The sequence below is a fragment of the Bdellovibrio sp. HCB337 genome (assembly GCF_047302465.1).
In the GTDB taxonomy this organism is placed as follows: Bacteria; Bdellovibrionota; Bdellovibrionia; order Bdellovibrionales; family Bdellovibrionaceae; genus JACMRP01.
On sequence record NZ_CP178621.1, the window covers coordinates 511231 to 536160 of the forward strand.

Annotated in this window: 25 protein-coding genes; 20 read left to right on the top strand and 5 right to left on the bottom strand. The window is 45.9% G+C overall.

What is annotated here, in order from left to right; translation table 11 throughout:
- Positions 1-60 precede the first annotated feature (60 nt).
- Positions 61-591, top strand: a complete 531-nt coding sequence (locus ACLWBB_RS02465; RefSeq protein ID WP_413289970.1) for a GNAT family N-acetyltransferase — start codon at positions 61-63, stop codon at positions 589-591.
- 313 nt (positions 592-904) lie between these two features.
- Here the strand turns inward: ACLWBB_RS02465 and ACLWBB_RS02470 are convergent, their stop codons facing one another.
- The gene (locus ACLWBB_RS02470; RefSeq protein ID WP_413289971.1) at positions 905-2881 is read right to left on the bottom strand and encodes a hypothetical protein; all 1977 of its coding nucleotides are present in this window, start codon (positions 2879-2881) and stop codon (positions 905-907) included.
- A 151-nt stretch (positions 2882-3032) separates the two neighbouring features.
- Between ACLWBB_RS02470 and ACLWBB_RS02475 the strand changes: the two genes are divergently transcribed.
- Positions 3033-4712 (top strand): hypothetical protein, encoded by a 1680-nt coding sequence (locus ACLWBB_RS02475; RefSeq protein WP_413289972.1) that lies wholly within the window; start codon positions 3033-3035, stop codon positions 4710-4712.
- On the opposite strand, the gene ACLWBB_RS02480 is transcribed toward ACLWBB_RS02475, so the two are convergent.
- A complete protein-coding gene (locus ACLWBB_RS02480) occupies positions 4709-5197 on the bottom strand; it encodes a glutathione peroxidase (protein ID WP_413289973.1) in 489 nt (162 codons plus the stop codon). The genes ACLWBB_RS02475 and ACLWBB_RS02480 overlap by 4 nt on opposite strands.
- Positions 5198-5336: 139 nt before the next feature.
- On the opposite strand from ACLWBB_RS02480, the gene ACLWBB_RS02485 reads away from it, so the two are divergent.
- A complete protein-coding gene (locus ACLWBB_RS02485) occupies positions 5337-6800 on the top strand; it encodes a hypothetical protein (RefSeq protein ID WP_413289974.1) in 1464 nt (487 codons plus the stop codon).
- A 324-nt stretch (positions 6801-7124) separates the two neighbouring features.
- Here ACLWBB_RS02485 and ACLWBB_RS02490 read toward each other — a convergent pair whose 3' ends face one another.
- Entirely contained in the window at positions 7125-8333 is a 1209-nt protein-coding gene (locus tag ACLWBB_RS02490; RefSeq protein WP_413289975.1) for an aspartate kinase, read from the bottom strand.
- Positions 8334-8342: 9 nt separating this feature from the next.
- Positions 8343-9305 (bottom strand): lytic transglycosylase domain-containing protein, encoded by a 963-nt coding sequence (locus ACLWBB_RS02495; RefSeq protein ID WP_413289976.1) that lies wholly within the window; start codon positions 9303-9305, stop codon positions 8343-8345.
- Between the two features lie 255 nt (positions 9306-9560).
- Here ACLWBB_RS02495 and flgF point away from each other — a divergent pair, with 255 nt between their 5' ends.
- The 13 genes from flgF (at position 9561) to ACLWBB_RS02560 (ending at position 20296) form a co-directional block, all read left to right on the top strand.
- Positions 9561-10379, top strand: coding sequence for a flagellar basal-body rod protein FlgF (gene flgF / locus ACLWBB_RS02500; protein ID WP_413289977.1), 819 nt, complete (start codon positions 9561-9563; stop codon positions 10377-10379).
- 16 nt (positions 10380-10395) lie between these two features.
- A complete protein-coding gene (flgG, locus tag ACLWBB_RS02505; RefSeq protein WP_413289978.1) occupies positions 10396-11181 on the top strand; it encodes a flagellar basal-body rod protein FlgG in 786 nt (261 codons plus the stop codon).
- Between the two features lie 5 nt (positions 11182-11186).
- On the top strand, positions 11187-12122 hold the full coding sequence (gene flgA, locus ACLWBB_RS02510; protein WP_413289979.1) for a flagellar basal body P-ring formation chaperone FlgA: 936 nt from the start codon (positions 11187-11189) through the stop codon (positions 12120-12122).
- A gap of 65 nt (positions 12123-12187) precedes the next feature.
- Entirely contained in the window at positions 12188-12880 is a 693-nt protein-coding gene (locus ACLWBB_RS02515) for a flagellar basal body L-ring protein FlgH (protein ID WP_413289980.1), read from the top strand.
- Entirely contained in the window at positions 12873-13865 is a 993-nt protein-coding gene (locus ACLWBB_RS02520; protein WP_413289981.1) for a flagellar basal body P-ring protein FlgI, read from the top strand. Before ACLWBB_RS02515 ends, ACLWBB_RS02520 begins: the two co-directional genes overlap by 8 nt.
- 312 nt (positions 13866-14177) lie before the next feature.
- Positions 14178-14870, top strand: coding sequence for a rod-binding protein (locus ACLWBB_RS02525; protein WP_413289982.1), 693 nt, complete (start codon positions 14178-14180; stop codon positions 14868-14870).
- A gap of 82 nt (positions 14871-14952) precedes the next feature.
- Complete coding sequence (gene flgM / locus ACLWBB_RS02530; protein ID WP_413289983.1) at positions 14953-15294, top strand: flagellar biosynthesis anti-sigma factor FlgM; 342 nt, start codon at positions 14953-14955, stop codon at positions 15292-15294.
- Positions 15295-15339: 45 nt separating this feature from the next.
- The gene (locus ACLWBB_RS02535) at positions 15340-15870 is read left to right on the top strand and encodes a flagellar protein FlgN (protein ID WP_413289984.1); all 531 of its coding nucleotides are present in this window, start codon (positions 15340-15342) and stop codon (positions 15868-15870) included.
- 61 nt (positions 15871-15931) lie between these two features.
- On the top strand, positions 15932-17344 hold the full coding sequence (flgK, locus tag ACLWBB_RS02540; RefSeq protein WP_413289985.1) for a flagellar hook-associated protein FlgK: 1413 nt from the start codon (positions 15932-15934) through the stop codon (positions 17342-17344).
- A gap of 14 nt (positions 17345-17358) precedes the next feature.
- Positions 17359-18447, top strand: a complete 1089-nt coding sequence (gene flgL / locus ACLWBB_RS02545) for a flagellar hook-associated protein FlgL (RefSeq protein ID WP_413289986.1) — start codon at positions 17359-17361, stop codon at positions 18445-18447.
- Positions 18448-18553: 106 nt separating this feature from the next.
- Positions 18554-18781 (top strand): carbon storage regulator CsrA, encoded by a 228-nt coding sequence (gene csrA, locus ACLWBB_RS02550; RefSeq protein ID WP_413289987.1) that lies wholly within the window; start codon positions 18554-18556, stop codon positions 18779-18781.
- Positions 18782-18981: 200 nt separating this feature from the next.
- Entirely contained in the window at positions 18982-19515 is a 534-nt protein-coding gene (fliW, locus tag ACLWBB_RS02555; RefSeq protein ID WP_413291579.1) for a flagellar assembly protein FliW, read from the top strand.
- 121 nt (positions 19516-19636) lie between these two features.
- Entirely contained in the window at positions 19637-20296 is a 660-nt protein-coding gene (locus tag ACLWBB_RS02560; RefSeq protein WP_413289988.1) for a TetR/AcrR family transcriptional regulator, read from the top strand.
- A gap of 5 nt (positions 20297-20301) precedes the next feature.
- Here the strand turns inward: ACLWBB_RS02560 and ACLWBB_RS02565 are convergent, their stop codons facing one another.
- Complete coding sequence (locus tag ACLWBB_RS02565; protein ID WP_413289989.1) at positions 20302-21465, bottom strand: DNA recombination protein RmuC; 1164 nt, start codon at positions 21463-21465, stop codon at positions 20302-20304.
- 93 nt (positions 21466-21558) lie between these two features.
- Here ACLWBB_RS02565 and menA point away from each other — a divergent pair, with 93 nt between their 5' ends.
- The 4 genes from menA to ACLWBB_RS02585 are packed head-to-tail and all read left to right on the top strand — an operon-like array spanning position 21559 to position 24917.
- Positions 21559-22440 carry a 1,4-dihydroxy-2-naphthoate octaprenyltransferase gene (gene menA / locus ACLWBB_RS02570; RefSeq protein WP_413289990.1) on the top strand — a complete coding sequence of 294 codons (882 nt, stop codon included), beginning with the start codon at positions 21559-21561 and terminating at the stop codon, positions 22438-22440.
- Positions 22437-23429 carry an enolase C-terminal domain-like protein gene (locus tag ACLWBB_RS02575; RefSeq protein ID WP_413289991.1) on the top strand — a complete coding sequence of 331 codons (993 nt, stop codon included), beginning with the start codon at positions 22437-22439 and terminating at the stop codon, positions 23427-23429. The genes menA and ACLWBB_RS02575 overlap by 4 nt, the downstream gene beginning before the upstream one ends.
- A complete protein-coding gene (locus tag ACLWBB_RS02580; RefSeq protein WP_413289992.1) occupies positions 23405-24592 on the top strand; it encodes an AMP-binding protein in 1188 nt (395 codons plus the stop codon). Before ACLWBB_RS02575 ends, ACLWBB_RS02580 begins: the two co-directional genes overlap by 25 nt.
- Positions 24582-24917 carry a (2Fe-2S) ferredoxin domain-containing protein gene (locus ACLWBB_RS02585; protein ID WP_413289993.1) on the top strand — a complete coding sequence of 112 codons (336 nt, stop codon included), beginning with the start codon at positions 24582-24584 and terminating at the stop codon, positions 24915-24917. The genes ACLWBB_RS02580 and ACLWBB_RS02585 overlap by 11 nt, the downstream gene beginning before the upstream one ends.
- The last annotated feature ends 13 nt before the right edge of the window (positions 24918-24930 follow it).

Genomic DNA, 24930 nt, shown 5'->3' on the forward strand with positions numbered 1-24930 from the left:
CGAATTGCCCGAAACATTCTGTTTTGATAGGATGGCCCTCTAAATCGGAGGGCCTTTTTCATGAGTTGGGAATTTATCCAGGCCAACAGCGACCAAGCAAAAGAAATCAGTGATCTCATTAACTCTGCCTATCGTGGGGAAAGCTCTAAAAAGGGTTGGACCACCGAAGCAGATTTATTGGGTGGACAAAGATGTGATGTCGATAGCATTCGCGGTCTTATCAATAACGACAATGCGGTGATCTTACTTGCCGAAAATGAGCATAGCGGAAATATCGAAGGCTGTGTGCATCTCGAGAAAGACGGCGACAAATGCTATCTGGGCATGCTGACTGTGAAGCCAACCCTTCAGAGCAAAGGTTTGGGCAGCATGATTGTCGAAGAGGCCGAGGCCTTTGCGGACTTCTGGGATTGTAAAACCATCTACATGACTGTCATTGGCCAACGTACAGAGCTCATCACTTGGTACGAAGATCGCGGCTACAAAAACACCGGAGAGAAAAAGCCATTCCCTTACGGCGACGAACGCTTTGGAGTGCCGAAAGTACAAGACCTTTACTTTGTCGTATTAGAAAAGACCCTCGGCCAATAACTTGGCTCTGTTTCCGCGCGCGGGATTTGCAAAAGAAGGGTTGAAAACTTTCTTGGCTCTTCCCTGCAGGGGGACGGCCTTCCGGGCCTCACGCAAGCGCCACGCCTACGGCGTGGTTCGCGCCGTCCGGGCGCCGCTTGAGCCCCCTTTGGAAAGAGCCAAAAAGTTTTTTACTACTTCTTTTACAAATCGTCTTTGTTACCAATTTATTGTTGGGCTGCTTCGTAAAAAATAAAAACGCTTTGATTTGGGCGCAAAAAAAAGAGGAGGGTGGTCCCTCCTCTTTTTGTTTTTCTGTTCTGATTTTTTCTTACTAGTGCATTGAGTTGTCTGTGATCTCACCTTCGGTGCCGATCAAGAGTCTCAAGTCATAAGAGCGGTTCGTTACGACGTTTTGTACGTAAGTCAGAGACTCATACAATGGTGTGTCGTCGAAGTGACCCATCTCGTAGTATACCGTCTGGAACTCTTTAGATGACAATGTCAGTTTGTATGACATCAACGTATCCAAAGCAGATGGTGGCAACAAGCTGATCATGTAGCCAGTTACTGTTTCGCGGTATAGAGGCATTTTGCGAAGTTGTCTGTAGGCTTCGAAACGAACATCAGAAGTCGTCTTAGGATTGAAAATGGTTTCCAATTGTAGAGCGATTTCTTCGAGGTCGTTTGCATAGATTTCGATCCAGTTAGAACCGTAACGGCGTGGATCCAAAGGCACTCCGTAACGAGGCAGGGCTTTTGGGCGACCGCTTTCGTTGAGGTATGCTCTGTAAGACTTCTCGATATTGCGACGATCCTTCATTGGAATGTAGTTGATCGCTTCTGGTTCAAAGAAAGCTTCTTCTTTGTAGAAACCATTCGATAGAGAACCTTTTTTGAAGTTCCAGTTCTTCCAGTTGATTTGAGAATAGTAGCGAGCCGGAAGAATGTGCTTCACGTGGTCGCGGATCTCTGTGTAGTCCTTTTCGTCGAAGTTTTTCATTTTCGACTCTTGAGCCACCATCAAAGCAATGAAGCGTCCTGGTTTGAAGTCTTCGTTCGCAGTGTAAAGAAGGCTGGTGTTGCTGACGTTCTCTTCACCATAAAGTCCGAAAAGTAATTTAGACTTCGAGAAAAGAGTAAATGTGTCTAGCAAATAACGGTGCGGAACTTCGTTAAGGTCAGTGCTGATAACTCTGTTTTGACCGTAGCCGTAGCCTCTTTCGTATTTTGCCAAGTTGATCCCGATTTTAAGACGGGCACTTGTTGTCGTCAGTTCGTTAGAACCTTTGAAGATACGGTGAATACGTCTGTCAGAATGTTTTAGGTTCTTATCCTGAGCAACGATTTCTTCCGCGGTATCAAGGTCAGTCACGATCGCTTCGCGAAGCTGTCTTTCGTCAGCAACTGGGTTTGAAATTTCCACGTCTTTGAAACGTAGTTTCTTTTTCGTGATTGCATCGTAAGCACGTGCTGCCGCTGGATCGTTCAAGTTGAAAACGTAGTCGATCATGAAAAGATCGTGAACAGATTTGCCGGCTCCCAATTTGAGCGGCTCAAGATCCACGAGGTCTTCAATGCGTCTATCGATAAGTTTGAAACCGATGATTTTCACGCCATCAGCACTCACTTCACCATTAGCGCCATAACCTTTGCCACGAATTGCAATCATCTTCATGCGCAGATGGTTGTTTGGCATCTTATACATATGGATCATGAATTCGCCGGAAATAAAGGCATGTGTCGAAGCGCCCATACCGATGCTGCCGGTGAGCTCTTTGAAAGTTCCTACGCTCATGACAACAGACATATTGGTTTCGAAAGCTACGAAGTCACCCACATTCATGCGGCGTTTTGCACGGTCCGCATTCAACGGGAAGTTCTTAAACGTATAAGGCATTGAAGTGATTGATTGCTTTTGGCTCTTAAACTGACGGGCGAAGATGACTTCGACCTCTTTACGGATGTTAAACCCGAACGCTTCATCATCGTCATCGATCATATCCATTGGATTCAGATCGACCTTCAGTCGATATTTGTCCAAACGGGTATAATAGCCATCGATGTAAGAAGGCTCAGACTGAATCCGGTATGAAAGAGCTGTATTAAGCCCTTCATAGATACTGGCTTCAACGATGTCGACTTCTTTGCCGATGCTAAGGCGAGCAACTTGTTTCTTGATCCGGTCGACGAGACTGGCAGGTTCAAGAATACCGTCGTTGTTGGCTTGGGTGTTAATCGGTAGAGCTAATGTTAGTGAAACAAGAGCTCCGAGGATAAGCTGGGTGGGTAAACGTAGGGTTTTTTTCATATATTTATAAAAAAATTTTGTGAGTTGTTCTCGTGTAAGTCAAACAACTTTTTGATTCCTAATTGAAAAGGGTTGGTGACTAGCTTGCACTCCTCTAGCAAAATGACTTCTTATGATTCGGACTGCACTTTGTTTTTTCATACTGATTTCGATGACTGTTTCATCTTCCGTTGCAAAGGCTGTGAACCAGCAACAAGCATTCATGCGCCAATTTCAAACTTCGCGAGTGGCGTTTCCAGATGAAAACTCTCCTTTCTCTAACAAAAACAATGGCTATTACCCTTCGGCTTTAAAATTCCTACTGCAGAATGTTCTGGATTGGTCCCCGACAGGGGAGGGTAAAGAGCTTTCTTCAAAGTGTGCGACTGATCTATGGGGAAAGCGTTTGCGCGACGAACGGGTTTATCGCTCTGTCCAAGTTCAAGGGGCGTTGATCCAAAAGTACTTCAAAGATTGCGCGGATGAGTTAGAAACCGGTAACTCGAGTTCTCTTGGCAGCCTTGCAAAGATGATGACCATGAAGTTAGAGCCTCGGAATCATCCCTTCCTTCACCGCGTAGTTTTCAGTCTTCCAGGGAATATTAAATTAAAAGGTTTGTTAGGATTAAAAGGAGATTTCAAAAAGCGTCCTTTGGTGGTCCTGCGTCTAGGAATCTTCGCGAACATTGAAGAGTTCATGCCGGAGCGCGCCTGGTTGATGATGTTTTTCGAACAATCTCCGTTCAATGTTCTGTTGTTAGAAAATATGTCGGGCACAGATTTCATCGCTGACAACAGTCGCTTCTCTTTCGGTGGTTATGATGAAGCCATTCAGAATATTCTCTTGGCACAAATCTTACGAGATCCTAACGAACCTTTGAGTCGCCTGGTGGACAGTCTGCATTTGTTTGGCGTGAGCCTTGGTGGGCATGGCGTGTTGTATGCTTCCCTTTTGAACGACTTAAACTCTCCGAAGGGTCAAAGCTTGTATCAAAGCTTCATGGGTATGTGCCCTGTCGTGAATATCCAAGATACGATGAAGCACATTACGACCGCGATGCCATTTTCGTTGGCGGTGGATCTATGGAGTCAAAAGCGTCTTGAAGGTTTGGTTCCAAAGATGCCGACCTTGGAAGACCATGGTGCCTTCAGATTTTTGGACAAGGCGGTTTCAGAGGTCGTACGCACTTATCATGGGGGCCTATCATATGTATCTTCTGTCAAGTTGCCGCCAGGATTAGAGGATGGGCCGAAGTTTTGGGACCTCAATGATTTTTGGAAATACTATAAGGATGTTCGGCAACCTGTCTTGATTATGGCAACACACACAGATCATTTGGTGTCATACGGGATGAATGCCCAACAACTTCAAAACAAGGTCCTTAAAGTAGATAGTAACAATATTAGTGTGGTCGATTTCAATTATGGGGTGCACTGTACTTTGCCAATTCCTTATGATTGGAAAGCGGTCAGCACCATTCTGCAATCCTATGTATTGTCACACACTCCGCAGTTTCAACTCAAAGAGCAAGCCCTGGAGATGGAACTCGGGGATGAAAGCAATCGCGAGTTCTATAATAGTCCTTTAAAGGTCAGTTACAAAATCCAACGTCCTGAAGCCAAAGATAGTTTTGTGAAAATTGCGGTCGACTTTGAAAATGAAAAGGGAAAAACCGACAGTTTGAAATTGAACCTGCCGCTTTCTCAGTTTGATTTTCATTTCTTTAATACAGAACTTTCAGAAGCTGAAAGATCCATGGTCGAAAGATGGGCGAATCACAATATCTCGGTCAAGACGCTTTCTAAAAATGGAAAGCCACTACTGCGAGTCGCCTGGTCGACGGCCCCTTAAGCAAGGGCCTTTTCGATATCTGTTACGATCTCTTTTGGTTCGACATTCGGCGCATAACGTTTCAAAACTTCACCATTTTTACCAACTAGGAATTTTGTAAAATTCCATTTGATCATCTCTGTTCCTAAGATCCCAGGAGCTGCTTCTTTGAGCCATTGATAAAGAGGATCGGCATTGCCGCCGTTCACATCCACTTTTCCCATCACAGGAAAGGTTACATCATAGGTCAATTTGCAAAAGCTTTGGATTTCTTCGTTGTTTCCTGGTTCTTGCGCGCCAAACTGGTTGCAAGGGAAGCCTAAGATCGTGAAGCCCTTCGAATGAAATTTTTGGTAGAGGTCTTCTAGGCCCGTGTACTGCGGAGTAAATCCACATTTACTGGCCACGTTGACCACAAGTACGACCTGGCCTTTGTATTTTTCTAAAGACAGGTTCTCGTTAGAAGGGGTTTTCACTTGGAAAGAGTACAGATTTTGATCAGCCATGGTTTAACTCCATTCTCATAATGAGACTCGCTAGTGGGGGTCTTTAGAAGCCTTCTAGGGGGACGGTTATTTGTGTCTCAAAACAGGAAGGCTCTTCAGAAATCCCGACTTTAAGACGATACTAAGTATGGGAATGACCATGCAATATTTATTTCTAATTCTATTCACAGCGCTTACATTTTCTGTCAAAGCAGAAGCTTTGGATTGCAATGTTTCCTATGATAGTTGGGATCCTCGCGCCGCTCAATGTAGGACGCAGCAAAGTCAGCCTAAGAGACCCGCTACTACTAATAAAAATCGAAATGCTCAGCAGCAGCCAGCTAAAAACAATTCCGGCACTTGTGTAAGAACCAAGCCGATAGATTCGTGTACGTATGGTTGGGATAACGTAAGATGTGATTGTAAGTTGCATCCTGATTCTCCACAGGGCAACAACGCCGGCAATAACGGCAATGGTCAAAGCGCGACGGAAAACTCTCCGGTCGCAGCTCAAATGATTCAACAATGTCAGGGCGATGTCATGCAAGCGCAGGTTGACTGCGATCAAGATCAAGACAGTGGCATTCAAGGTGCCCAATCTACGTTGTCTAACTTTGCCGTCCAAATGGGTTCACAAATGGGGATCAACGGTGCTTGTTCTGGATTGGGCAAGGCCTTGATCGGCGCAAACGGTGCCGTCACTGCGTTTACCTATATGTGTACGAACTCTAGATCCAAGTGCATGGCGAGTTGTAACCAAGCTTACAACAACGTAGACACGTTGGATCCTCGTTTTGCTCAAGTAGACCAAAACATGCGTGCATGTCGCAATTTAGAAACAAAGATCGCACAAGCTAGCCAGGCCATCGGCAATATCGTCAATGGTGTGCAAGGAGCTCAAGCTTGCGCGCAACAAACCGGTACGGATCTTTTCGACTTCTGTAAATCGAATCCGACAGCACTGGGTTGTTCAACAGCACCACAAGACTGTTCTAATCCAACAGTCGCTGCTTCAAATCCGATTTGTATTTGTAAAGCCAACCCAACAGCATCAAGCTGTGTTGCTTTGAACTTAAAAGCGGGTGATAGCGGCTTCCAAGAAGGCGGTGGTAGTGCTGCAGGCTTGGGAAGTAATGGTGTCGGCGGTGCCGGCGGCGATAGCATCGATGGCCTTATCAACGATGTTAGCTGGCAAGGTGATCCAAACTTGAAACCAAGCTCGGGTTCCGGTGAAGATGTCGGCGGCGCTAAAGGCGGTCGTCCTCTGATGGAGGGCGGCGGATCTGCTGGTGGCGGCGGTGGTGGCAACGGCGGTGGTGCCGGCGGAGCTGGTAACAATGTCGCAGTTAATTCTGGATTCCGCGGTGGCGGAGGCGGTGGTGGCTGGTTTGGTGGCGGCAGCACTGGCGGTGCTGGTGGCTATGCAGGCGCGGCTCCGGGACAAGCTCCGGATGGAAAAGGCGGACCTGATTTACGCCAATTCTTACCAGGCGGAAAATTTGATCCTAAGAATCGTGGTCTTGCTGGGCTTTCTGGTCCTGACGGAATCACTGGGCCTCACACGGACATCTGGAAGAAAATCAACAATCGTTATCAAATCGAAAAATCTAAACTGATGCCTTAGTATTTGTGCTCGTCACAAGGATTTGGCTTGGGCTTCGAGGGGCTTTGGAGTCTTCCCGACGGGGGACAGGCGTCCGGCCTTCACGCAAGCGTTCGCCTTCGGCGAATTCGCGCCATCGTGGCGCCGCTTGAGCCCCCTCTGGAAAGACTCCAAAGCCCCTCAAATCCCAATCCAAATTTGCTCCGCGCTCGCACTTTTACCGCACGAACTTTTTCGAGAGCACGTAGTTAATTTTGTTAAGAGTGTTGCGCATGGACCTTTGCGCGCACGTGAGTCTGTAATCTATTAAGGTAGATTTTTAGGATCAGTGGTGTGCGCGCTGATTTAGATCAGGGCGTGGAGCGCTTGTAGAGTGGTTTTGCGTGTGGATGATTCCACTAAAACTGTTACGCTCATTGCGTGGATCATCATTTTGTGAGTCGCAACCTTTGCCTGATCCAAGGTTTTCATTACTGCTTGTGGGACTTCTGGGGCTGTGGAGCCTGTGCACGTCAAGGTTACTGTGGAAAAATCTGTGGGATTCAGGGCGAAATCTTGATGTTTTGTCAGAGCGTTCTTAATCGCGGTCATGATTTCTTGAGGACCTGTTAACAAGAAGACAGTTTTATTATCGTTTCTTTCCAAATCCAAGAGCTGTGGGAAGGCGATCTGCTTGCTTTCAAAATATTTCTTCAAAGAATCCAGCGCGACGTGCGAAGAGCCGCTCTGACAGCTGATTTGCAAAACGGTTTCGTGAGAGTTCAATGACAAAGCTTTGCAAGATTCAAACATATTCAGTCCTTCCTCAACCAGAGTACCTTCCGACGTTTTTGTTGCCGCAGGGCCAATATACAAACTCACTTTACGAACTTTTGCGAGTTCGACGGAGCGATAGTGTAAGACCTTAGCACCCCAGAAAGTCATTTCCATCAATTGATCATAGTTCAGATGTTGCAACGGCCGAGCCTCTTTCACAACATTGGGATCCGCGGTAAAGACCGCAGGAACGTCTTTTAAAATTTCACAGCGATTGGCTGCAAAGAATGCTGACATTGCAACAGCGGACGTGTCAGAACCTCCGCGGCCCAAGGTTGTGATTTCTTTCGTGACAGGGGATACGCCTTGGAAGCCTGCTAGGATTACGACTTTGCCCTGATCCAAAGCTTCTTGTACGCGATGTGCTTTCACATCGACAATAAAAGCGTTTACGTGAGAGTCATTTGTCAGGATTCCGGCTTGGCTGCCCGTGAAGCTAATTGCAGCACAACCGAGATCGTTCAAAGCCATACTCATCAACGACATACTGATACGCTCGCCGACAGATAAGAGCATATCCATTTCACGTTGATGGGGGTTTTGAGAAACTTGGCTTGCAAGATCAATCAAAGAGTTGGTTGTTTTTCCCATCGCGCTGACAACCACAACCAATTTTGTGCCTGAACGAGCTTGCTCGGCGATTCTTTGGGCGACGGCTTTGATTTTTACAGGATCGGCTAAAGTCGCACCACCGTATTTTTGAACAATGATTTTCGGTGCTTTAGCTACAGCGGACATAACGACGTTTTACTCCCGGGCAATACGTGACTTGCTGTGCACGTATTCAGACACCATATTGCTTGCTCCTTTCGGAACACGAATAAAGTGTTTATCGACCTGACGAGGAATGTACCCCAAAAGGATCTCGGCATTCAAATCTTTTAGAGCTTTTCGCGTAACTCCAAGATGATCGGCAACAGCGTCAAGATCAGTTCCTCCAGGAACCGAAACAACTTCGTAATCCAGAACGTCCATACGCTCCAAATCACGGAAGCCATACAGATTTGGCGCTTTGGTAATTAGCATGGCCGCCAAAATCTTAGGAACGTATTCTTGAGTTTCATCAGGCAATGCACCCTTGTTTACCAGCGTCCAATAGTCCTTGGTGTTGTGCTTCTTGATCTGACGGCGAAGACCGTTTTCGCCCATGTTGTAGCTTGCAGCCACTAAATACCACGAGCCAAATTCTTCACGAAGGTCTTTCAAGTAGCGAATCGCCGCGAGGGTGCTCTTTTTCAAATCACGACGCTCATCCAGCCACCAGTTGTTGCGAAGGCCGTAACGAGTTCCCGTCGGAGCAATAAATTGCCAAGGTCCCACGGCGTCGGCGTGACTGACGGCCCGTGACGAAAAACCACTTTCAATCATCACCATGAAAGCAAGATCGGTTGGCATATTGGCGCGTTGAAGCTCGGCTTGGATAAAGGGCATGTACTTCGAAGAACGTGTCAGCCACTCGCGGAACCACTTTTGTCCTCGCGTTTGGTAATAGTGAACCCAGTTGCTGACTTTCTTGTTGTAGGTGACTGGTAAATCAAAAATCAGAGTGTTGTTGGCCGCTGCATTTTTAGCGTTTTTCTGACTGAGATTTTGCAGCTTTTCTTTCAAGCTTGGTGTCTTAACGACGGACTTTTCCTCGATCGTGGCTTTTTGGGCTGCGAAGGTATCGAGAGAAATACAAAGGAGAAGCACGACGGACCAGCATTTCATAAATTTAATTATGGGTTTAGATACAAAGAAGCGTCGAGTACTTGATTAAAAACTGGGCTTCATTGATTTTGACACTCTTAGTGGTCAGCGACAATATTCCGTCACCTCGACTTTTAGCGGGGAAAAGATTTCCCTCGGCTCAAATGCAAATAACTGGAGTCCAAATTAACTCAGCGAATCTAAAACGCGACGTAAGACGAGACTTCATTCTCTGGCACAGCCCTTGCTCCAACTCTAGTTAGAGGAGGAGTTTCCATGAGTACAAAAGGTGTCTATTCCGCGCTAAGTGGTGCCCTTGCACAAAGTTTGAAGCTGGATACCATCGCCAATAACTTGGCCAATGTGAACACTCCGGCCTTCAAACGCGACCAGCAAGTTTTTAATGAATACCTTACGGCCAACGAAAAGCCGCCGGAAGTTATTCAAGTGCCTCGTGTGCCAGCTTCCATCGAAAGTTTCTATGATATGCAAGGCGGCGACAAAAGTTATGTCGACACCAAAGGAACTTTCACAGATTTCTCTCAGGGTGGTTTGAAACCCACTGGCAATACTTTGGACGTGGCCATTGATGGCAAAGGTTTCTTTGAAGTCGCAACTCCAAATGGTGTGAAGCTGACTCGTTCTGGAAATTTCACTTTGGATGGTAACGGCCAGGTCGTTACTAAAGATGGTTTTCCTGTTCTATTGAATGGCGAACCCGGCTCGGATCCTGCTGCACGTACAGTGCGTTTAGATGGCAGCGGTCCAATCACTATCAATGATAGCGGCGATATTTTCCAGGGAACGGAAATGGTCGGTCGTTTGTCATTGGTCGACGTAAAAAATCCAGATTCATTGCAAAAAATGGGGAATTCCCTTTACGGCTTTAAAAACAACATGGCTCCGGAAATGAGCAATGTGGCAAATCCAAGCTTGAAGCAAGGATTTGTCGAAGCCAGCAACGTTAATATCGTTCAAGAGATGACGGACATGATTCAAACCAATCGTGTTTTTGAAAGTACACAAAAAGCCATTAGCGCATATGACAGCATGGCTGAAAAATTAGTGAACGTCGTAGGCAAGACTTCGAATTAAGGATGAGGTAATATAAATGTTGAAGAGTCTTAATACAGCAGCGACAGGCATGGCAGCACAACAAACCAATATGGACGTGATTGCCAATAATATCGCCAACGTTTCTACAGCTGGTTTTAAAAAATCCCGCGCCGAGTTTGAAGACTTAGTTTATCAAACTCAAAAAGAGCCAGGTACAGCGACAGGGATGAACTCTTACTCTCCGCAAGGTGTGCAAACCGGTCTTGGTGTGCGTACTGCTGGTGTTCAAAAAGACTTCGCAATGGGAAATGCCCTCGTTACTAAAAACCCATTGGATTTGCAGATTGAAGGCTCTGGCTTCTTCCAAGTCCTTACTCCGGATGGGCAAGTAGGTTATACCCGTGACGGTGCATTTAAAAAAGATGCGAACGGCCGTGTCGTAGATAAAAACGGAAACCTTTTGCAGCCAGAGATCGTGGTTCCACCAAATGTTGCAGGTCTTGAAGTCGCTGCAAGTGGTGAAGTGCGTGTCATTCAAGGTTTGAATGATGCTCCTCAAACAATCGGGCAAATTGATCTAGTAAATTTTGTGAACCCGGCTGGTTTGAAGGCCATGGGTAAGAATATTTTCACGCAGACTCCTTCGAGTGGTCAGCCGCAAACGGCGCGCCCGGGTCTAAATGGCACAGGATATCTTTCTCAAGGTCAGTTGGAGTCCAGCAACGTGAACATCGTTGATGAAATGGTGAACATGATTACTGCGCAACGTGCTTACGAAACAAATAGCAAAGTAATTCAAGCTTCCGATCAAATGCTCCAGTCCATTAACAACATGAGGTAATCGGAATGAAGTTCGTTCAAGCCCTTCTTTTAGGAATAACAATGATGGTAAGCCTAGCATGGGCCCGTCCTGAAGTTATTTTTCCGAAAGAGGCCGAAGTCTCTAACACGACAGTGATTTCAGTGTTCCAGGTTGCCGAGTTGAAAGAAATCACGGGTGTTGCATTCAATGAAATCGCCAAGATGCCTCTTGTTGATCAAATTGAAAAACAAGATAGCATTGTTTTATCCGGCGAAGAGATTTCAAAAAAGCTACGTGATTTGGTAAAAAATAGCGAAATTCTGAAAAAAATCAATCCCACGTTCCGTATTCCTTCTGAGGTGCGAATTCGTATTCGCCAAGACGGATACTCTAAAGAAGAGATTGAACGTTCTTTACGTAATGTGTTGGTTGCAAAGTGCGAAACATGCAAATTCCAAATTCGCTTGAACGCACTTCCCAAGATGAGTTCGCTGAATGGGATTATCGATTGGACCCAAGACATTAAGTATGGTTCTTTCATGATTCCAGTGCGCGAGGCGGATCAATTCTCTAATAAATGGATCACGGGAACAGTACGAGTACAAAAACAAGTTCCAGTTGCCAGAAAACTCATTCGCTTTGGCGAAAGACTGCAACAAGAGGACCTCGAGATTCAGGAAACAGACATCACTTTCGTCAAAGAAGAAACTCCAGAGCTTTCTCAAGTGGTGGGACTTCTTGCCAATCGTACATTGTCGCCACGTTCTCCGGTGTTGTTGTCGGATCTGAAGCGGGAACCGGCAACTCGTAAGGGACAAGTTGTGAAGGCCTTGGTCGGAGACTCCGTCTTTGAGGTTTCAATCAACGCCTCGGCTGAAGAGACCGGTTTTATTGGCGACGTGATTAAAATTAAAAATCCAGAGACACAAAAAGTAATGTCGGCAATCGTAATTGATAAGGGTGTGGTGAAAGTTCAATGATGCAAAGAACCCTAGGCTTCGTAGTAATGGCATTGTCAGTGGTTTTCCTTTCTGGATGTGCCACTATGAACGAATTTTGGACAAAGCTAGCTGGTGATAAGCCACAAGAATCCATTGTCACTGAAGATGCCGATGGTGGATCTATCCGTTATTCTGAAAACCCACAAATGAGTGTTCCATCAAACCGTCAGTATAAGCGCATGACACGTTCTCGTATGGAAGACGAAGCGGATTTAGGTGCACAGGCTGGATCGATGTGGGTCATGGAAGGACAAGGTTCTTACTTATTTGCTCAAAACAAGGCTCGTCGTGAGGGCGATGTTTTGAATGTGAAATTGGACGGTCCATCGTTGAAACAAGTTGAAACGAAAGTGAACGTCATCAAAAAGTTACTTAAGCAGCTAGAAGAGCAAGAGCAACAAAACCTAAATGGTGGTGCGGCTCTGGCATCCACTGAAGGCGAAGCAGGAAGAGCTCCGGCGGCCGCTGCAAAACCTGCTGAAGAAAAGAAAGACGACAACAAAGAAGAGTTGGCGAACATTCAGCAAATCAGCACTAAGATCGTCGAAAAACTTCCAGATGGTAACTACCGTGTGCGTGGTGCGCAGCCATTCATGATTGGCAAGCGCGAATACAAAGTCATTGCAGCTGGTTTAGTAAGACCTGAAGACTTCAATGATGAAGGTGTTAGTTCTATGAAGTTAATTGATCCGCAATTTGATGTTGTCAGCATTAGAAGGAAGCCAAACAATGAGTAAACTCTTCATCGCACTATTCCTGACATTGGTAAGCTTCTCGGCATCTGCTGCGCGTTTGAAAGATATCGCTAGCATTCGCGGCGTTCGTGAAAATCAGTTAATTGGTTATGGTATCGTTGTAGGTCTTAAGGGAACTGGCGACGGTAAAGCCGAGTTCACTTCCAAGAGCATGGTGCGAATGTTGGATAAACTTGGCATGAAGCTGGATTCTCCAGACATGCAAAGTAAAAACGTTGCAGCTGTTATCATAACGGCAACATTGCCTGCATTTGGTAAAGCAGGAAATCCAATTGATATTACTGTCAGTGCCATCGGTGAAGCGCAAAGTTTGCAAGGCGGAACTCTTTTGCAGGCTCCTCTGAGAGCTGCGAATGATCAGGTTTTCGCAGTTGCTCAAGGCAGCGTGATTCTTGGTGGTGACGGAAAAGATGTTCATACAACAGCTGGAAGAATTCCTAACGGTGCGATCATCGAGCGTGATGTAACTGGAGACTTTGCTTCACGCAAGATGTTCCGCATGACGTTGCATAATCCAGATTTTACGACGGCAGCTCGCAGTGTGCTGACAATCAATAAAGAGCTTGGTGGTCTTTTTGCGACAGCAAAAGACGCAGGTACGATTGATATCGTGACTCCGGCTGCGTATGAAAATCGTGGCGTTGAGTTGCTTGCAACAATTGAAGCGATTGATATTAATCCTGACGGCATTGCAAAAGTTGTGGTTAATGAAAAAACCGGCACCATTGTTATTGGCGACAAAGTGAAAATTTCGAAGGTGGCTATATCTCATGGAAACCTTGCTGTGAAGGTCGCTGATGGCAAAAAGGGACCGGATGAAAAAGTCGCTGTTTTGGATAGTGGAGTGAATGTGGGGGATCTAGTCCAGGCTCTGAACAAGCTCGGCGTCTCTCCTAAAGACCTGATAACAATACTTCAGTCCATTAAGGCAGCTGGAGCTTTGCACGGGGAACTCGAAATATTATGAGAAATATGTTTCGAAATGAAACAGCTTTTAATAAAATGAAAGTATTGAAGTGTATTTTAGTTTCAGACACATGGATGTGTTTGAAATGCGGGGAGGGTGAGAAAGAGATCGCGAACCATGGAAGGTCAAGAGTCGAAAGTTTCTCGCAGGAAACGGTAGCAATAGGTCAGCGAACACCAAGGATTGGTGAACACGAGCCGAAGCTTAAGAGTCATCGAAAGATGATTCACTCAGAGTCAAGTGCAGGATGCACGAGATTCTCGGACTCAACTCCCCTTTTTTTCTCTTTCAACGTAAGGCAGGGCACGTAATATGAAAGTCCCTGCAGGCCGTAACGGCGCACTACCACCACAAAAATCAATCGACGAAAAGCTTCATGATGTCTCTAAAGACTACGAGAAGCATTTTCTTGGCGAGATGATGAAAGCAATGCGCTCTACCGTTCATGAAAGCGGTTTTCTTAAAAGTAACAACGCCGAAAAAATATTCCGCGATCAGTTGGATCAAGAATATGTTTCCAAGTGGGGAGACAAAGGCGGCATCGGTTTGGCAGATTTGATTTACAAACAGATGGTTGAAAAGTACGGCGTGCAAATGGGTTTGAAAGCTCCGGTGCAAAAACCTCAGGGTCCATTGCCACTGACAGCGAAAGATCAGTTTACTGCAAAACCATTTCATCAAAAAAAGAACACCGAGAATCTTTCTTACCGTTTTGATAAAAGTGTCACGGTCACTCCTGATGCGAGTAAGCCCATGGATGTCACTAGTCCTTGGGATGGAATTTTAGCAGATAAAAAGACATTACAGACCGGCGAAACCCTCTTGGAAGTCAAACATGACAATGGTCTAAAAAGCCAATTGGTTTTCAAGGGAGTAGCGAACGCTGTGAAGCCCGGGCAGAAAATACAAGCTGGCGAGACTCTTGGGCTTTTAAGCCCTGAGGCAAAAACTTTCTTTTGGCATACCCAGACTGGACCTCAAGAGGCCGCCACTGTCTCAGAATGAGTTAGTAGATAATGTCTCATTGTGGTACTATCAAAGAATGGGTAGGATGCCCTCGTAAATATCCAAAGCAGGAGGATATAACATGAAAATTACGCACAACAAAGTTGGCCAGAATTTGAACTTGGTTGATGGTGCAAAAACAGAGCGCGCGAAGGGCAATGCAACTTCGTCTCCTGCGACGACGCCTTCTGCTGTAGGCGCAGATGCGCTATCACAGTTGGGTGCTTCGAAAGTGGATGTTTCTACAAAAGCACAAGAAGCAAAACGTATTAAGGAACTTGCAAAAGCAGCTCCGGATGTTGACATGGAGAAAGTGGCGAAGTTCCGTCAGTTGATCGATGAAGGCAAATACAAAGTAGATGCAAAGGCAGTTGCTGAAAGACTCGTTGATGACGAGTTGTCATTGCAAGATTTGAAAAACTAGAAATTTTAGAGACCACCCTTTTTATCAAGGAAGAGACAGGGGCTTATGGAATCAACAAATACTGAATCAACCAAAGACAGAAGTTTCCAAAGATTGGTTGCAAACCTCGAAGAGATGACCAAGCTTTACCGTCAACTTCTGGATCTTGTTCGTAAAGAAAAACAACTCTTGATCGACGCTGACATGGTGAAGCTTCAAGAGAACAACGAAACTAAAGAAAATCTATTGTTCAAAATCAAATCCATCGATGGATTAAGAATGCGTTATGCGGCTGAGTTGGCATCGCTAGTTGGTGCTGATCACGAAAACCCACGTTTGCTCGACATCGCTAAAAATTTGGGCGGTGCTGAAGGCGATCGTTTGCGCGTGATTCACTCTGCATTGGATCTATTGATCAAGCGCCTTTCTGAATTGAACAAAGAAAATGAATCGGTAGCTCAAACCGCTCTTAAAAATCTCAACGGTGCTTTGGGAAATATCAAAGACACTTTAAGCGGTAAGAAAACCTACGGTGCTAAAGGACAAGTACAGCGTGGCCCTGAACAAGCAGGCCATTTCGTAAGTAAAGAAGGTTAAGAGAGGGTTGTTCGGTGTATGAACTTGGCAGGATGCTGAGTTCTAGGACTGAGAGGACAGGATGTCTAAAATATCAGGCATGATGGACGTGGGTAAGCGCTCTCTGATGAACAGTCAGACAGCTTTACAAACAGTCGGTCATAACATCGCCAATAAGTCTACGGAAGGCTACTCTCGTCAACGCGTGGAGCTCATGACCAATGAACCTGCCAACGAAGGAAATCTTCGTATCGGTATGGGAGCTCGTGCCGGCGTTATCACTCGTGTGAACAATCCTTGGTTAGAAAAACAAATCCAACGCGAAAGCACCAATATGGGCTTTGCGGATTCTCGTGCGGATGCTTTGAGCCGTGTTGAGCAAGTTTACAATGAACAGACCAACAAGGGTCTGAATCAGTACATGAACGGCTTCTTCAATGCGTTCCGTGAACTTTCTAATAATCCTGAATCCCTTGCTTCAAGAACGATGGTTCGTGAAGCGGGTGAGTCCATGACCAAAGAATTCGGCCGTGTCGTTACTCAGTTGAAAGACGTCCAGCAGGATTTAGATGGTCAGATGATGACTTTGACCGAAGAAATCAATCAGATGACCAAAGAGGTCGCTCAGCTCAATGAAAAAATCCAAGTGGTAGAAGTCCAAGGGATTCCTGCCAATGACGAGCGTGACCGTCGTGATCTTCTTTTGAAGAAGCTCGGCGATAAAATTGATATTTCTTGGGCTGAAGGCAGTGATGGTCATATCAGCGTGACTGCAGGGCGTACGGCAATCTTGGTTTCTGGTACGACGGCAAACTCTTTGAAAGCAGCACGTACAGACGAGCGTGATCGTGTAGAGATTTTCTTTCAATCCACGGCTAACGGAACCCCAGTGAATATCACGAACCAAATTCGTGGTGGACGTATGGGGGGAGCTTTGGAAGTACGTGATGGTGTCGTTGAAGAATTCTTGGGCTCGATCGATAAAGTCGCCTTTACAATGGCGAAAGAAGTGAACAAAGCCCATATCGAAGGTTTTGATCGTTATGGTAAGCAGGGTATTTTGTTCTTTGATATGCCACAAGACGCAAAAGGCGCCGCAGAAACACTTGTTGTAAACCGTACGATCTTCAATGACGTCGGCCGTATCGCAGCGGGTGCCGAGCCCAACGCGCCCGGTGACAATGCCGTCGCGAACGTCATTGCCTCTTTGCAAAATCGTCAAGTGATGGATGGAAACTCGTCCACTTTTGACGACTACTACAATACTCAAGTGGGACAGATCGGTACTGTGACTCAAAGAGCAGTGAAGTCTCAAGAGTCCCAGAAAAATGTTCTGAGTCAGTTGCAAAACATCCGCGAAAGTATCAGCGGTGTAAGTTTGGACGAAGAAACAACGAAGATGATCGAGTTCCAGAAAGCTTACGATGCTTCGGCAAGAATCATTCGTACAGCCGATGAAATGTTTGATACGGTTTTAAACTTGAAGAGACTCTAAGAAGGTAACGAGCCATGAGAATCGCGGATAAAATGCAATTCAACCAAGTGAATCAGAATCTGACGAAGAATCGTTCAGATATGTCTGAATTGCAAAATCAGGCGGCGACTCAGAAGCGCATTAACAAACCTTCGGACGATCCTTTGGCGGCGGCGCGCGTGCTTGCAGCCCGCACTGAAGAGCGCGGAAATCAGCAGTTCATTAAGAATATCAATAATGCGAAATCTTTCTTGGAATTCACGGATCAGTCTTTGGGGGAACTCAGCGAGATCTTGATGCGTGCAAAGGAATTGGCGATCAGTCAGTCCAACGATGCCAGCGGGAATGAGCAGTCTCGTCAGGTCACAGCATCTGAGATCGAGCAGATCTACAATCAGTCCGTTCAGATCGGGAATCGCAAGTTGGGCGAAAGATACATCTTTGGTGGCTCACAAACTCAAACGGCTCCATTTGACCGTGAAGGTGGGTATCAGGGCAACGACAGTGATATGAAAATCGGTATCCACAAAGATACTTTTGTGGCGATGAATATCCCGGGCGACAAGGTGTTTCTAGGCAAGGGCCTTAGTGGTGATGGTATCGCCCGTTCTCGCTACGAAACTCCTACCACGGTAGAAGCCTTACAAGGCTTTAAAGTCGAAGAGATCGAGCGTCGCGAGCAAAACAAAGAGTTTGAAGAAAACTACGTGGAAACTCGTGCTCCAGCGAGTGCTTACAGAGCTCAACGCATAGGTGCACCAAGTAAAGATCCTATCAATGACAGTGCTGGTGTGAATCTCTTTGAATCCTTGAGGGGGTTGGAGATTTCGTTACGAACCAATGACAAAGCCGGTATCCAGGAAAGCTTGGACACCTTAGACCAGGCCATTTCGCAAGTAGTTCTGGCCCGATCCGAGGTCGGGGCTCGAGTTATGGCCGTGAACACGACGACAGACTCGCTTCAAAAGGCCATTGTCGACAATAAGGTGACGGCTTCCCAGCTAGAAGACGTGGAGCTCTTCGAAGTTGTCTCCAATATGAACAAGACCGATAGCGCCCTGCGCGCAACTCTCGAGACTTCTGGCAAGCTTATTCAGCCAAGCCTTCTTGACTTTCTAAAATAGAAATTATACCTACAGTTCCGCTTAAACGTGCCGATAAATAGCCTGTGCGTATTTTTCTGCGCGTGTAAGGGCAAGAAGTCCCTGCTAGGAATAAAGGAGTAATCCTATGTTGGTTCTCACAAGGAAGTTGGGTGAAAGCATCGCTATTGATGATCACATCAAGATCCGCGTTGTACAAATCAAAGGCAAACAGGTGCGTTTGGGCATTGAAGCCCCTAAGGACACCAAGATTCATCGTGAAGAAGTTTACTTGGCTATCCAAGAGCAAAACCAACAATCTGCTACTGTTTCTTCCGATAAAACTCGTTCTGTCGCGAAACTGTTAAAACCTTAAAGTCTCTGAGAGCCGCCTGGCTCTTAACAATCCCGTTGAGCGCTTTTAGAAGCGCTCTGTCATGGTGCACATTTTTCATTTGAGTCTTCCCAGATTTAGGTCCAGATTTATTATCAGAATAACCTTTTTCTAAGGGCTGTGTGTCTGAAGAGGGAGGTATATGCTTGTCATTAAGTTCTGGTAAAGCTCAGGAGGGCTGCGTGATCATCAATACTTCCCGATTCGGTCGAGTTGAATTGCAAGACACTGATGTTTTGACTTTTCCAGAGGGCCTATTGGGTTTTGCCGATCTTCGTCAGTTTGTTCTTCTCGATGACCCAAGCGATGAGATCTTCGCATGGTTGCAAAGCTGTGAGTCTGCTCATATCGCTTTCCCAGTGCTAGAGCCTGAGTTGTTCACTGACGCTTACAAGGCGACTCTTACGAAGAGTGATCTTGAAGCTCTGAAACTTCCATCTCAAGACAAAGCTCGTTACTTTTCGATTGTAACGATTCCAGATGACCCAACACAAATGACTGCGAACTTGAAAGCTCCAATCGTTGTGAACGTGAGCGAGAAAATCGCTCGTCAATGTGTTCTTCAGGACAATCACTTGGCGATTCGTGAGCCAATCTTCACCAAGCTTCAACAGCGTGTGGTGCAGAATCCTTCAATTTCTATCAAAGACCAATCTGCAGGGATGGATGTCGCTATTAAGCTTGGCGGCAAAGGCAGCCCTGATCAGAGTCTCTAAGCTGCTCCTCACGGCCGCGTGAGGACAAAAAGCAAATAAAGCAGTGACCTGTTCGAAATAAAATGCTCTAATCGCGGACACTTGAGAATGTTGTTCGACTTGAAATAAGGGCATATTGTTCATGAACAAGCGTAGACTGACATCAGTGGTAGAGCCACGTAAAGAGCCTAAGCAAGAACGCTCACGACAAACTTATCAGGTTATATTGCAGGGCGCTATGCGAGTAATTCGCCGTGATGGCCTCCAAAAACTAAGCACCAATAAGGTGGCTGATGAGTCCGGCGTAAGCATTGGCTCGCTTTATCAGTATTTCCCATCCAAACAAGCCATCCTGGCTGCATTGATTGACCAAGTCTTTGAATTTGAATTGCAACGGATGAAAGAGGCCTTCGAAAGCTTGTCTCCGAAAATCGGGGCTCGTCAGGTTATTAAGCACATCTGCACTGTTTATTTTAATATCGAGGGCGAAGACCTTATTTATCGTCGTGCTTTGATTAACTCTGTAGCAGCTGTCGAGAAAACGCCGGAAGCTTTGCGTTTTCATCGCGCTGTTGGCGGTCTCTTCATCGATTATTTGACTCAGAACTATCCTGGGGCGGGAGCAAGACCTCACGCCCAAACGATCATATTTATCATTCAATACATGATGAGAGCCGTTGCTATTTCTTCTGTAGATCCAGAAGTGCAAGAGTTAGACAAAAATCTTCTGTTGGATGAATTGGCGGAATCTATGATGAATCTACTAAAAGTTCCACCCAAGTATCGCGATGTAATGTCGTAGATTTACTAGCCTTCGATTTGAGGCAAAGACTTTTCTGTTTTCGCGCCCATTGCTTTCAACTCATCCACCTGACGAAGCAGGTTTCCTTTGCCGGAAGCTAATTTCCCCATGACATCATCATGAGCCTTTTGCGCAGCCCCTAGTTTTTCACCAAGATGCTCGATGTCTTTCACAAGGCCCACAAACTTGTCATAAAGGGCGCCACCGCGTTTCGCGATGTCCAGAGCATTTTTCTGCTGACGATCTTGTTTCCACAACGCAGCCACCGTGCGTAGAGTGGTCAGTAGCGTTGTGGGGCTGACGATCGCGACTTGCTTATCCCACGATGTTTGGAAAAGATCCGGTTGAATCTTGAAAGCCAAAGCAAAAGCCGGTTCCAAAGGCATAAAGAGGATCACGAAATCTGGAGTGATCAACTTATCAATAGCTTGGTACTTTTTCTCGCTAAGACCCGTGATGTGTTTTTTAAGAGCTTCCACATGAAGTTTTCCCATGCGTTCTTGCTCTTCAGGAGTAGACGCCGACGAATAGGCTTCGTAAGCATTCAAGGTCATTTTAGAGTCGACGATCAAGTGCTTGCCATCAGGAAGGTTGACGATAACGTCAGGACGCAGAATATTGCCGCCTTCGTCGCGCAAATCCATGTTCGTACCTTGAATGATATACTCTTCCCCTTTGCGCAGGCCCGAGCGTTCCAAGATATTTTCCAGAATGAGTTCGCCCCAATTACCTTGGGTTTTAACTTCGCCCTTAAGTGCTTTAGTGAGGTTCGCAGTCTCGCTGGACATTAAGCGGTTGAGCTCCATAAGTTTGCTCAATTCGCCGCGAAGAGCACCGCGCTCGGCGCGTTCTTGGCCGTAAGAGTCTTCCACTTTTTTCTCGAAGTCTTTCAAGCGCTCTTTGAGAGGATTCAAAACAGATGTGAGATTCTGCATGCTTTGAGTAGAAAACTTAGCACTTTTGTCTTCAAAAATTTTATGGGCCATGTTTTCGAATTGCTGGCTCATTTTAGTTTGAAGTTCTGCTTGTTGAGTCTGCATTTGCTCGAGGCTTTTTGTTGTGAACTGATTCTGTAACTCGAAGCTTTGCAGCTTAATGCGATAAAGAACCCACCCTGCGACAGCGGTAAAAGCAACTCCAGTGATAAAAGCTAAAATTAAAGACGTCATAAATAACTCCGAACAGACATGTAGCGACGGTTTTTCATTTGGTCACTGAAAATAAACTCTGCTATTAATACTTAAATCACATCCGAGGATCTAATGCAAAGTATCAAGAACTGGCTCATGGCTTTTCGACCTAAAACACTGACGGCTTGTTTGGTGCCCATCGTGGTCGCCACGGCGTTGGTAAAAGCCTTGCACTTACCCATCGATACGGACGTGGTTATTTTAGCGCTCTTAGCCAGTTTTTTCATCCAAATTGGAACGAACCTCGTCAACGATGCCGTCGATTTTAAAAAGGGCGCTGACACGGAAAAACGAATTGGTCCTCAACGTGTGACTCAGTCAGGTCTATTTACTTATCGTCAAGTTATGATCGGGGCGGCGATTTGTTTTCTATTGGCCGTCGTGTGTGGAGTTCCCCTGGTGATGAAGGGTGGAACCGCAATCCTGGTGATCGGCATATTGTCTGTGTTGATGGGTTACGCTTATACGATGGGACCGATCCCACTTGCTTATTTTGGTTTAGGCGATCTGTTCGTGATTCTTTTCTTTGGTTTGATTGCCGTGATGGGTGTTTTTTTTCTACACACTCATATGTGGACCTTTCCTTCATTTTGGCTGGGACTACAAATTGGTTTTCATGCGACGGTACTGATCGCTATCAATAACCTGCGTGATGCGGATCAGGATCGTCATGTGAATAAGAAGACCTTGGCGGTTCGTATGGGGAAGAGCTTCGCTCGCTACGAGATTGCTTTCTTAAGCTTGGCCCCCTTTGTAATGAACTACTATTGGTGGACCGAGGGGTTTAAGGCCGCCACTTTGATACCTCTGCTTGCCTTGCCTTTAGCCCTGCTGGTCATCAAAAATATTTTTCAAACTGAGCCCAGCTCGGTTTACAATAAGTACTTAGGACAAAGTGCTTTGCTCCATTTGGTTTTTGGACTACTTCTGAGTTTAGGATTTTTCATAGAATGAAGATAAGTTACAGCCCATACACACTGAAGCCTGCTCAACACTTGAATGCGACCTCCACTATGGGGGAGCGCTCTGGAGTTCTTCTTAAAATAGAATGGCCAGACGGTTTAGTCGGGTATTCGGATCTTCATCCTTGGGTAGAGTTTGGGGATGAACCGTGGGAAGACCAATTAGCTGGAATTCGCCAAGGACAAATCTCGACAATGCTTGAACAGAGCATTTGGATGGCTCGCAAAGACGCTCAGCTTCGTAAGCAGGATAAAAATGCTTTTGAAGGCTTGGCTTCAATCAAAAATAACTACCTCGTCAGTGATCTTCGCACAGAGCCAGAAGATCTTGCTGGTCGTTTAAAAGCGGACGGTTTTGAAACTGTTAAAATCAAAGTCGGTCGTGATTTGAAACACGAAGCTGAAGTCATTAGTGCCTTAGGGCGCGATGGAGCATTCAAACTTCGTTTAGATTTCAATGCGGTTGGTACTTGGCAGACTTATGAAAGATTCATGTCATCGATTGATAAAGTCGCACTGACTCGCGTGCAGTATGTTGAGGATCCATTTCCTTTTGATCCGCAAGCATGGATGGAAGCAAAGAAGTTTGCACCGATCGCTGTCGATAACGAAATTTCCAAAGTGAATCTGAAAAAGATGGGCCCGAAACCATTTGATGTTGTGATTCTGAAACCTGCAAAGATGGACGTGAATAGCACTCTTCAAAATTGTATTATCAATGATTTGAAAGTGACCGTAACCAGTTATATGGATCACCCTGTGGGCGTGATTCATGCCTTGGCAATCGCGACCGAGCTTAAGAAGGCCCATCCACAACGTATTCTTGATACTGGTTGCATGACCTTGAGACTTTTCCAAATGGATCTTTATGCAGCTGAAGTGATAAGTTCCGGGGCCTTTTTAAAACGACCTGCGGGTCGTGGTATCGGTTTCGATACCTTGTTGGCAAAGGAACCATGGACGCAAGTGAAGATTCGTTAAACCCGGTCACTATCGACTGGCAGAATGACGAAAATCATATTTTACTAAATCCACGCTGGTCCGAGAAGGACTCAGCAGGTCTTTGCAAAGTCGCGCAAACAATTACTCAACGAAGAAATCTGCAGGGGCATTTGTGGTTGGCAACATCGGGGTCAACATCCGAGGCGGTCGGGCAAATCAAACTTGTGGCTTTATCCAAAAAAGCGTTTCAGGTTTCAGCTCTTGCTGTAAATAAGCATTTACAAGCAAACTCGTCGGATGTTTGGTTGCAGGTCCTTCCGCGTTTTCATGTCGGTGGTTTGGGTGTTGAGGTACGTGCGCATCTTTCTGGCAGTCGCGTTGTGTGTGATTTTGAAAAGTGGAATCCCGAGCGGATTCATAAAAATTTATCTGATAATAAAATTACAATCGCATCGATGGTGCCTACTCAAGTTTTTGATTTGGTTCAAGCAGGGTTGCAGTCGCCAAAGAGTCTTCGTGCTGTCATAGTTGGTGGCGGCGCTTTGACTGAAGGACTTTATCAGCAAGCAAGAAAACTCAACTGGCCGCTACTGCCAAGTTACGGAATGACCGAGACTTGTTCGCAGATTGCAACGGCCTCTTTAGAGTCCTTGCAGTCTTCGGCGATGCCACTTCCCCAAAAACTTTCCCATGTTGAATGGAGAGCGGACACGGAAGGACTTTTGCAAGTTCGAGGCGAATCCTTGCTGACGTGTTATGGGCAGCGGCAAAAAGATGGCAAGATTGTGGATTGGGACCCAAAAATAGATGGCTGGTTCCCCACTGAAGATTTTGTGAAGCTGCAAGACTTGTCGATTCGCTTCACAGGGCGCAAGAATGATTTTATCAAGATTGGTGGCGAAAGTAGCTCGATGGGGCGTTTGCGCGAAATCTTTGAGCGGGTCGTGGCGGCGGTGGATAGTTCTGTTAGTCAACAAGTGGCTTTGGTAGATGCGCCGTCAGAGCGTTTAGCGACAGAGATTCATTTGGTGACAAGTCTTCAGGGGAAGGATCAATTGCTTTCTCAATTAGAGGACAATTTCAATCAAGAGGTGCTGCCTTTTGAAAGAATTCGTGAAGTGAAGTATATTACTGGTATACCCCGTTCTGATTTGGGGAAAGTGCTTTGGGCACAAATGAAAAGGGAATTGTATGGCCGTTGAAAAACAAAAAACCGCTTGGTCTGATGCAGTTGTTTTGATCTGCGAAAAGTGCGGGAAAAGCTTGGATGATTTGAAACTCAAGGAAGATGGTAACGCTTCCGAGAACATGAAGAAGTATCTCAAGAGCCAAATGAAAGAGCGTGGCCACGGAAAGCAGATTCGTGTCATTAATTCTGGATGTTTAGATATCTGCATCAAAAACAAGGTCGCTGTTAGTTACAACCCCATTGATACCAATAAGCACACTCAGCAAACTTTCACGGTTCATCCAGAGGAAGACCGTGAGCAAATTCTAAGCTACTTGATCAGCACCTTGAAGAAATAGAAACTTGCGTGTT

What these genes read in the sequence shown, in the direction of transcription:
- ACLWBB_RS02465 (WP_413289970.1), top strand. Translation starts at nt 61, where the DNA reads ATGAGTTGGGAATTTATCCAGGCCAACAGCGACCAAGCAAAAGAAATC.
- ACLWBB_RS02470 (WP_413289971.1), bottom strand. Translation starts at nt 2,881, where the DNA reads ATGAAAAAAACCCTACGTTTACCCACCCAGCTTATCCTCGGAGCTCTT.
- ACLWBB_RS02475 (WP_413289972.1), top strand. Translation starts at nt 3,033, where the DNA reads ATGACTGTTTCATCTTCCGTTGCAAAGGCTGTGAACCAGCAACAAGCA.
- ACLWBB_RS02480 (WP_413289973.1), bottom strand. Translation starts at nt 5,197, where the DNA reads ATGGCTGATCAAAATCTGTACTCTTTCCAAGTGAAAACCCCTTCTAAC.
- ACLWBB_RS02485 (WP_413289974.1), top strand. Translation starts at nt 5,337, where the DNA reads ATGCAATATTTATTTCTAATTCTATTCACAGCGCTTACATTTTCTGTC.
- ACLWBB_RS02490 (WP_413289975.1), bottom strand. Translation starts at nt 8,333, where the DNA reads ATGTCCGCTGTAGCTAAAGCACCGAAAATCATTGTTCAAAAATACGGT.
- ACLWBB_RS02495 (WP_413289976.1), bottom strand. Translation starts at nt 9,305, where the DNA reads ATGAAATGCTGGTCCGTCGTGCTTCTCCTTTGTATTTCTCTCGATACC.
- flgF (WP_413289977.1), top strand. Translation starts at nt 9,561, where the DNA reads ATGAGTACAAAAGGTGTCTATTCCGCGCTAAGTGGTGCCCTTGCACAA.
- flgG (WP_413289978.1), top strand. Translation starts at nt 10,396, where the DNA reads ATGTTGAAGAGTCTTAATACAGCAGCGACAGGCATGGCAGCACAACAA.
- flgA (WP_413289979.1), top strand. Translation starts at nt 11,187, where the DNA reads ATGAAGTTCGTTCAAGCCCTTCTTTTAGGAATAACAATGATGGTAAGC.
- ACLWBB_RS02515 (WP_413289980.1), top strand. Translation starts at nt 12,188, where the DNA reads ATGAACGAATTTTGGACAAAGCTAGCTGGTGATAAGCCACAAGAATCC.
- ACLWBB_RS02520 (WP_413289981.1), top strand. Translation starts at nt 12,873, where the DNA reads ATGAGTAAACTCTTCATCGCACTATTCCTGACATTGGTAAGCTTCTCG.
- ACLWBB_RS02525 (WP_413289982.1), top strand. Translation starts at nt 14,178, where the DNA reads ATGAAAGTCCCTGCAGGCCGTAACGGCGCACTACCACCACAAAAATCA.
- flgM (WP_413289983.1), top strand. Translation starts at nt 14,953, where the DNA reads ATGAAAATTACGCACAACAAAGTTGGCCAGAATTTGAACTTGGTTGAT.
- ACLWBB_RS02535 (WP_413289984.1), top strand. Translation starts at nt 15,340, where the DNA reads ATGGAATCAACAAATACTGAATCAACCAAAGACAGAAGTTTCCAAAGA.
- flgK (WP_413289985.1), top strand. Translation starts at nt 15,932, where the DNA reads ATGTCTAAAATATCAGGCATGATGGACGTGGGTAAGCGCTCTCTGATG.
- flgL (WP_413289986.1), top strand. Translation starts at nt 17,359, where the DNA reads ATGAGAATCGCGGATAAAATGCAATTCAACCAAGTGAATCAGAATCTG.
- csrA (WP_413289987.1), top strand. Translation starts at nt 18,554, where the DNA reads ATGTTGGTTCTCACAAGGAAGTTGGGTGAAAGCATCGCTATTGATGAT.
- ACLWBB_RS02560 (WP_413289988.1), top strand. Translation starts at nt 19,637, where the DNA reads ATGAACAAGCGTAGACTGACATCAGTGGTAGAGCCACGTAAAGAGCCT.
- ACLWBB_RS02565 (WP_413289989.1), bottom strand. Translation starts at nt 21,465, where the DNA reads ATGACGTCTTTAATTTTAGCTTTTATCACTGGAGTTGCTTTTACCGCT.
- menA (WP_413289990.1), top strand. Translation starts at nt 21,559, where the DNA reads ATGCAAAGTATCAAGAACTGGCTCATGGCTTTTCGACCTAAAACACTG.
- ACLWBB_RS02575 (WP_413289991.1), top strand. Translation starts at nt 22,437, where the DNA reads ATGAAGATAAGTTACAGCCCATACACACTGAAGCCTGCTCAACACTTG.
- ACLWBB_RS02580 (WP_413289992.1), top strand. Translation starts at nt 23,405, where the DNA reads ATGGACGCAAGTGAAGATTCGTTAAACCCGGTCACTATCGACTGGCAG.
- ACLWBB_RS02585 (WP_413289993.1), top strand. Translation starts at nt 24,582, where the DNA reads ATGGCCGTTGAAAAACAAAAAACCGCTTGGTCTGATGCAGTTGTTTTG.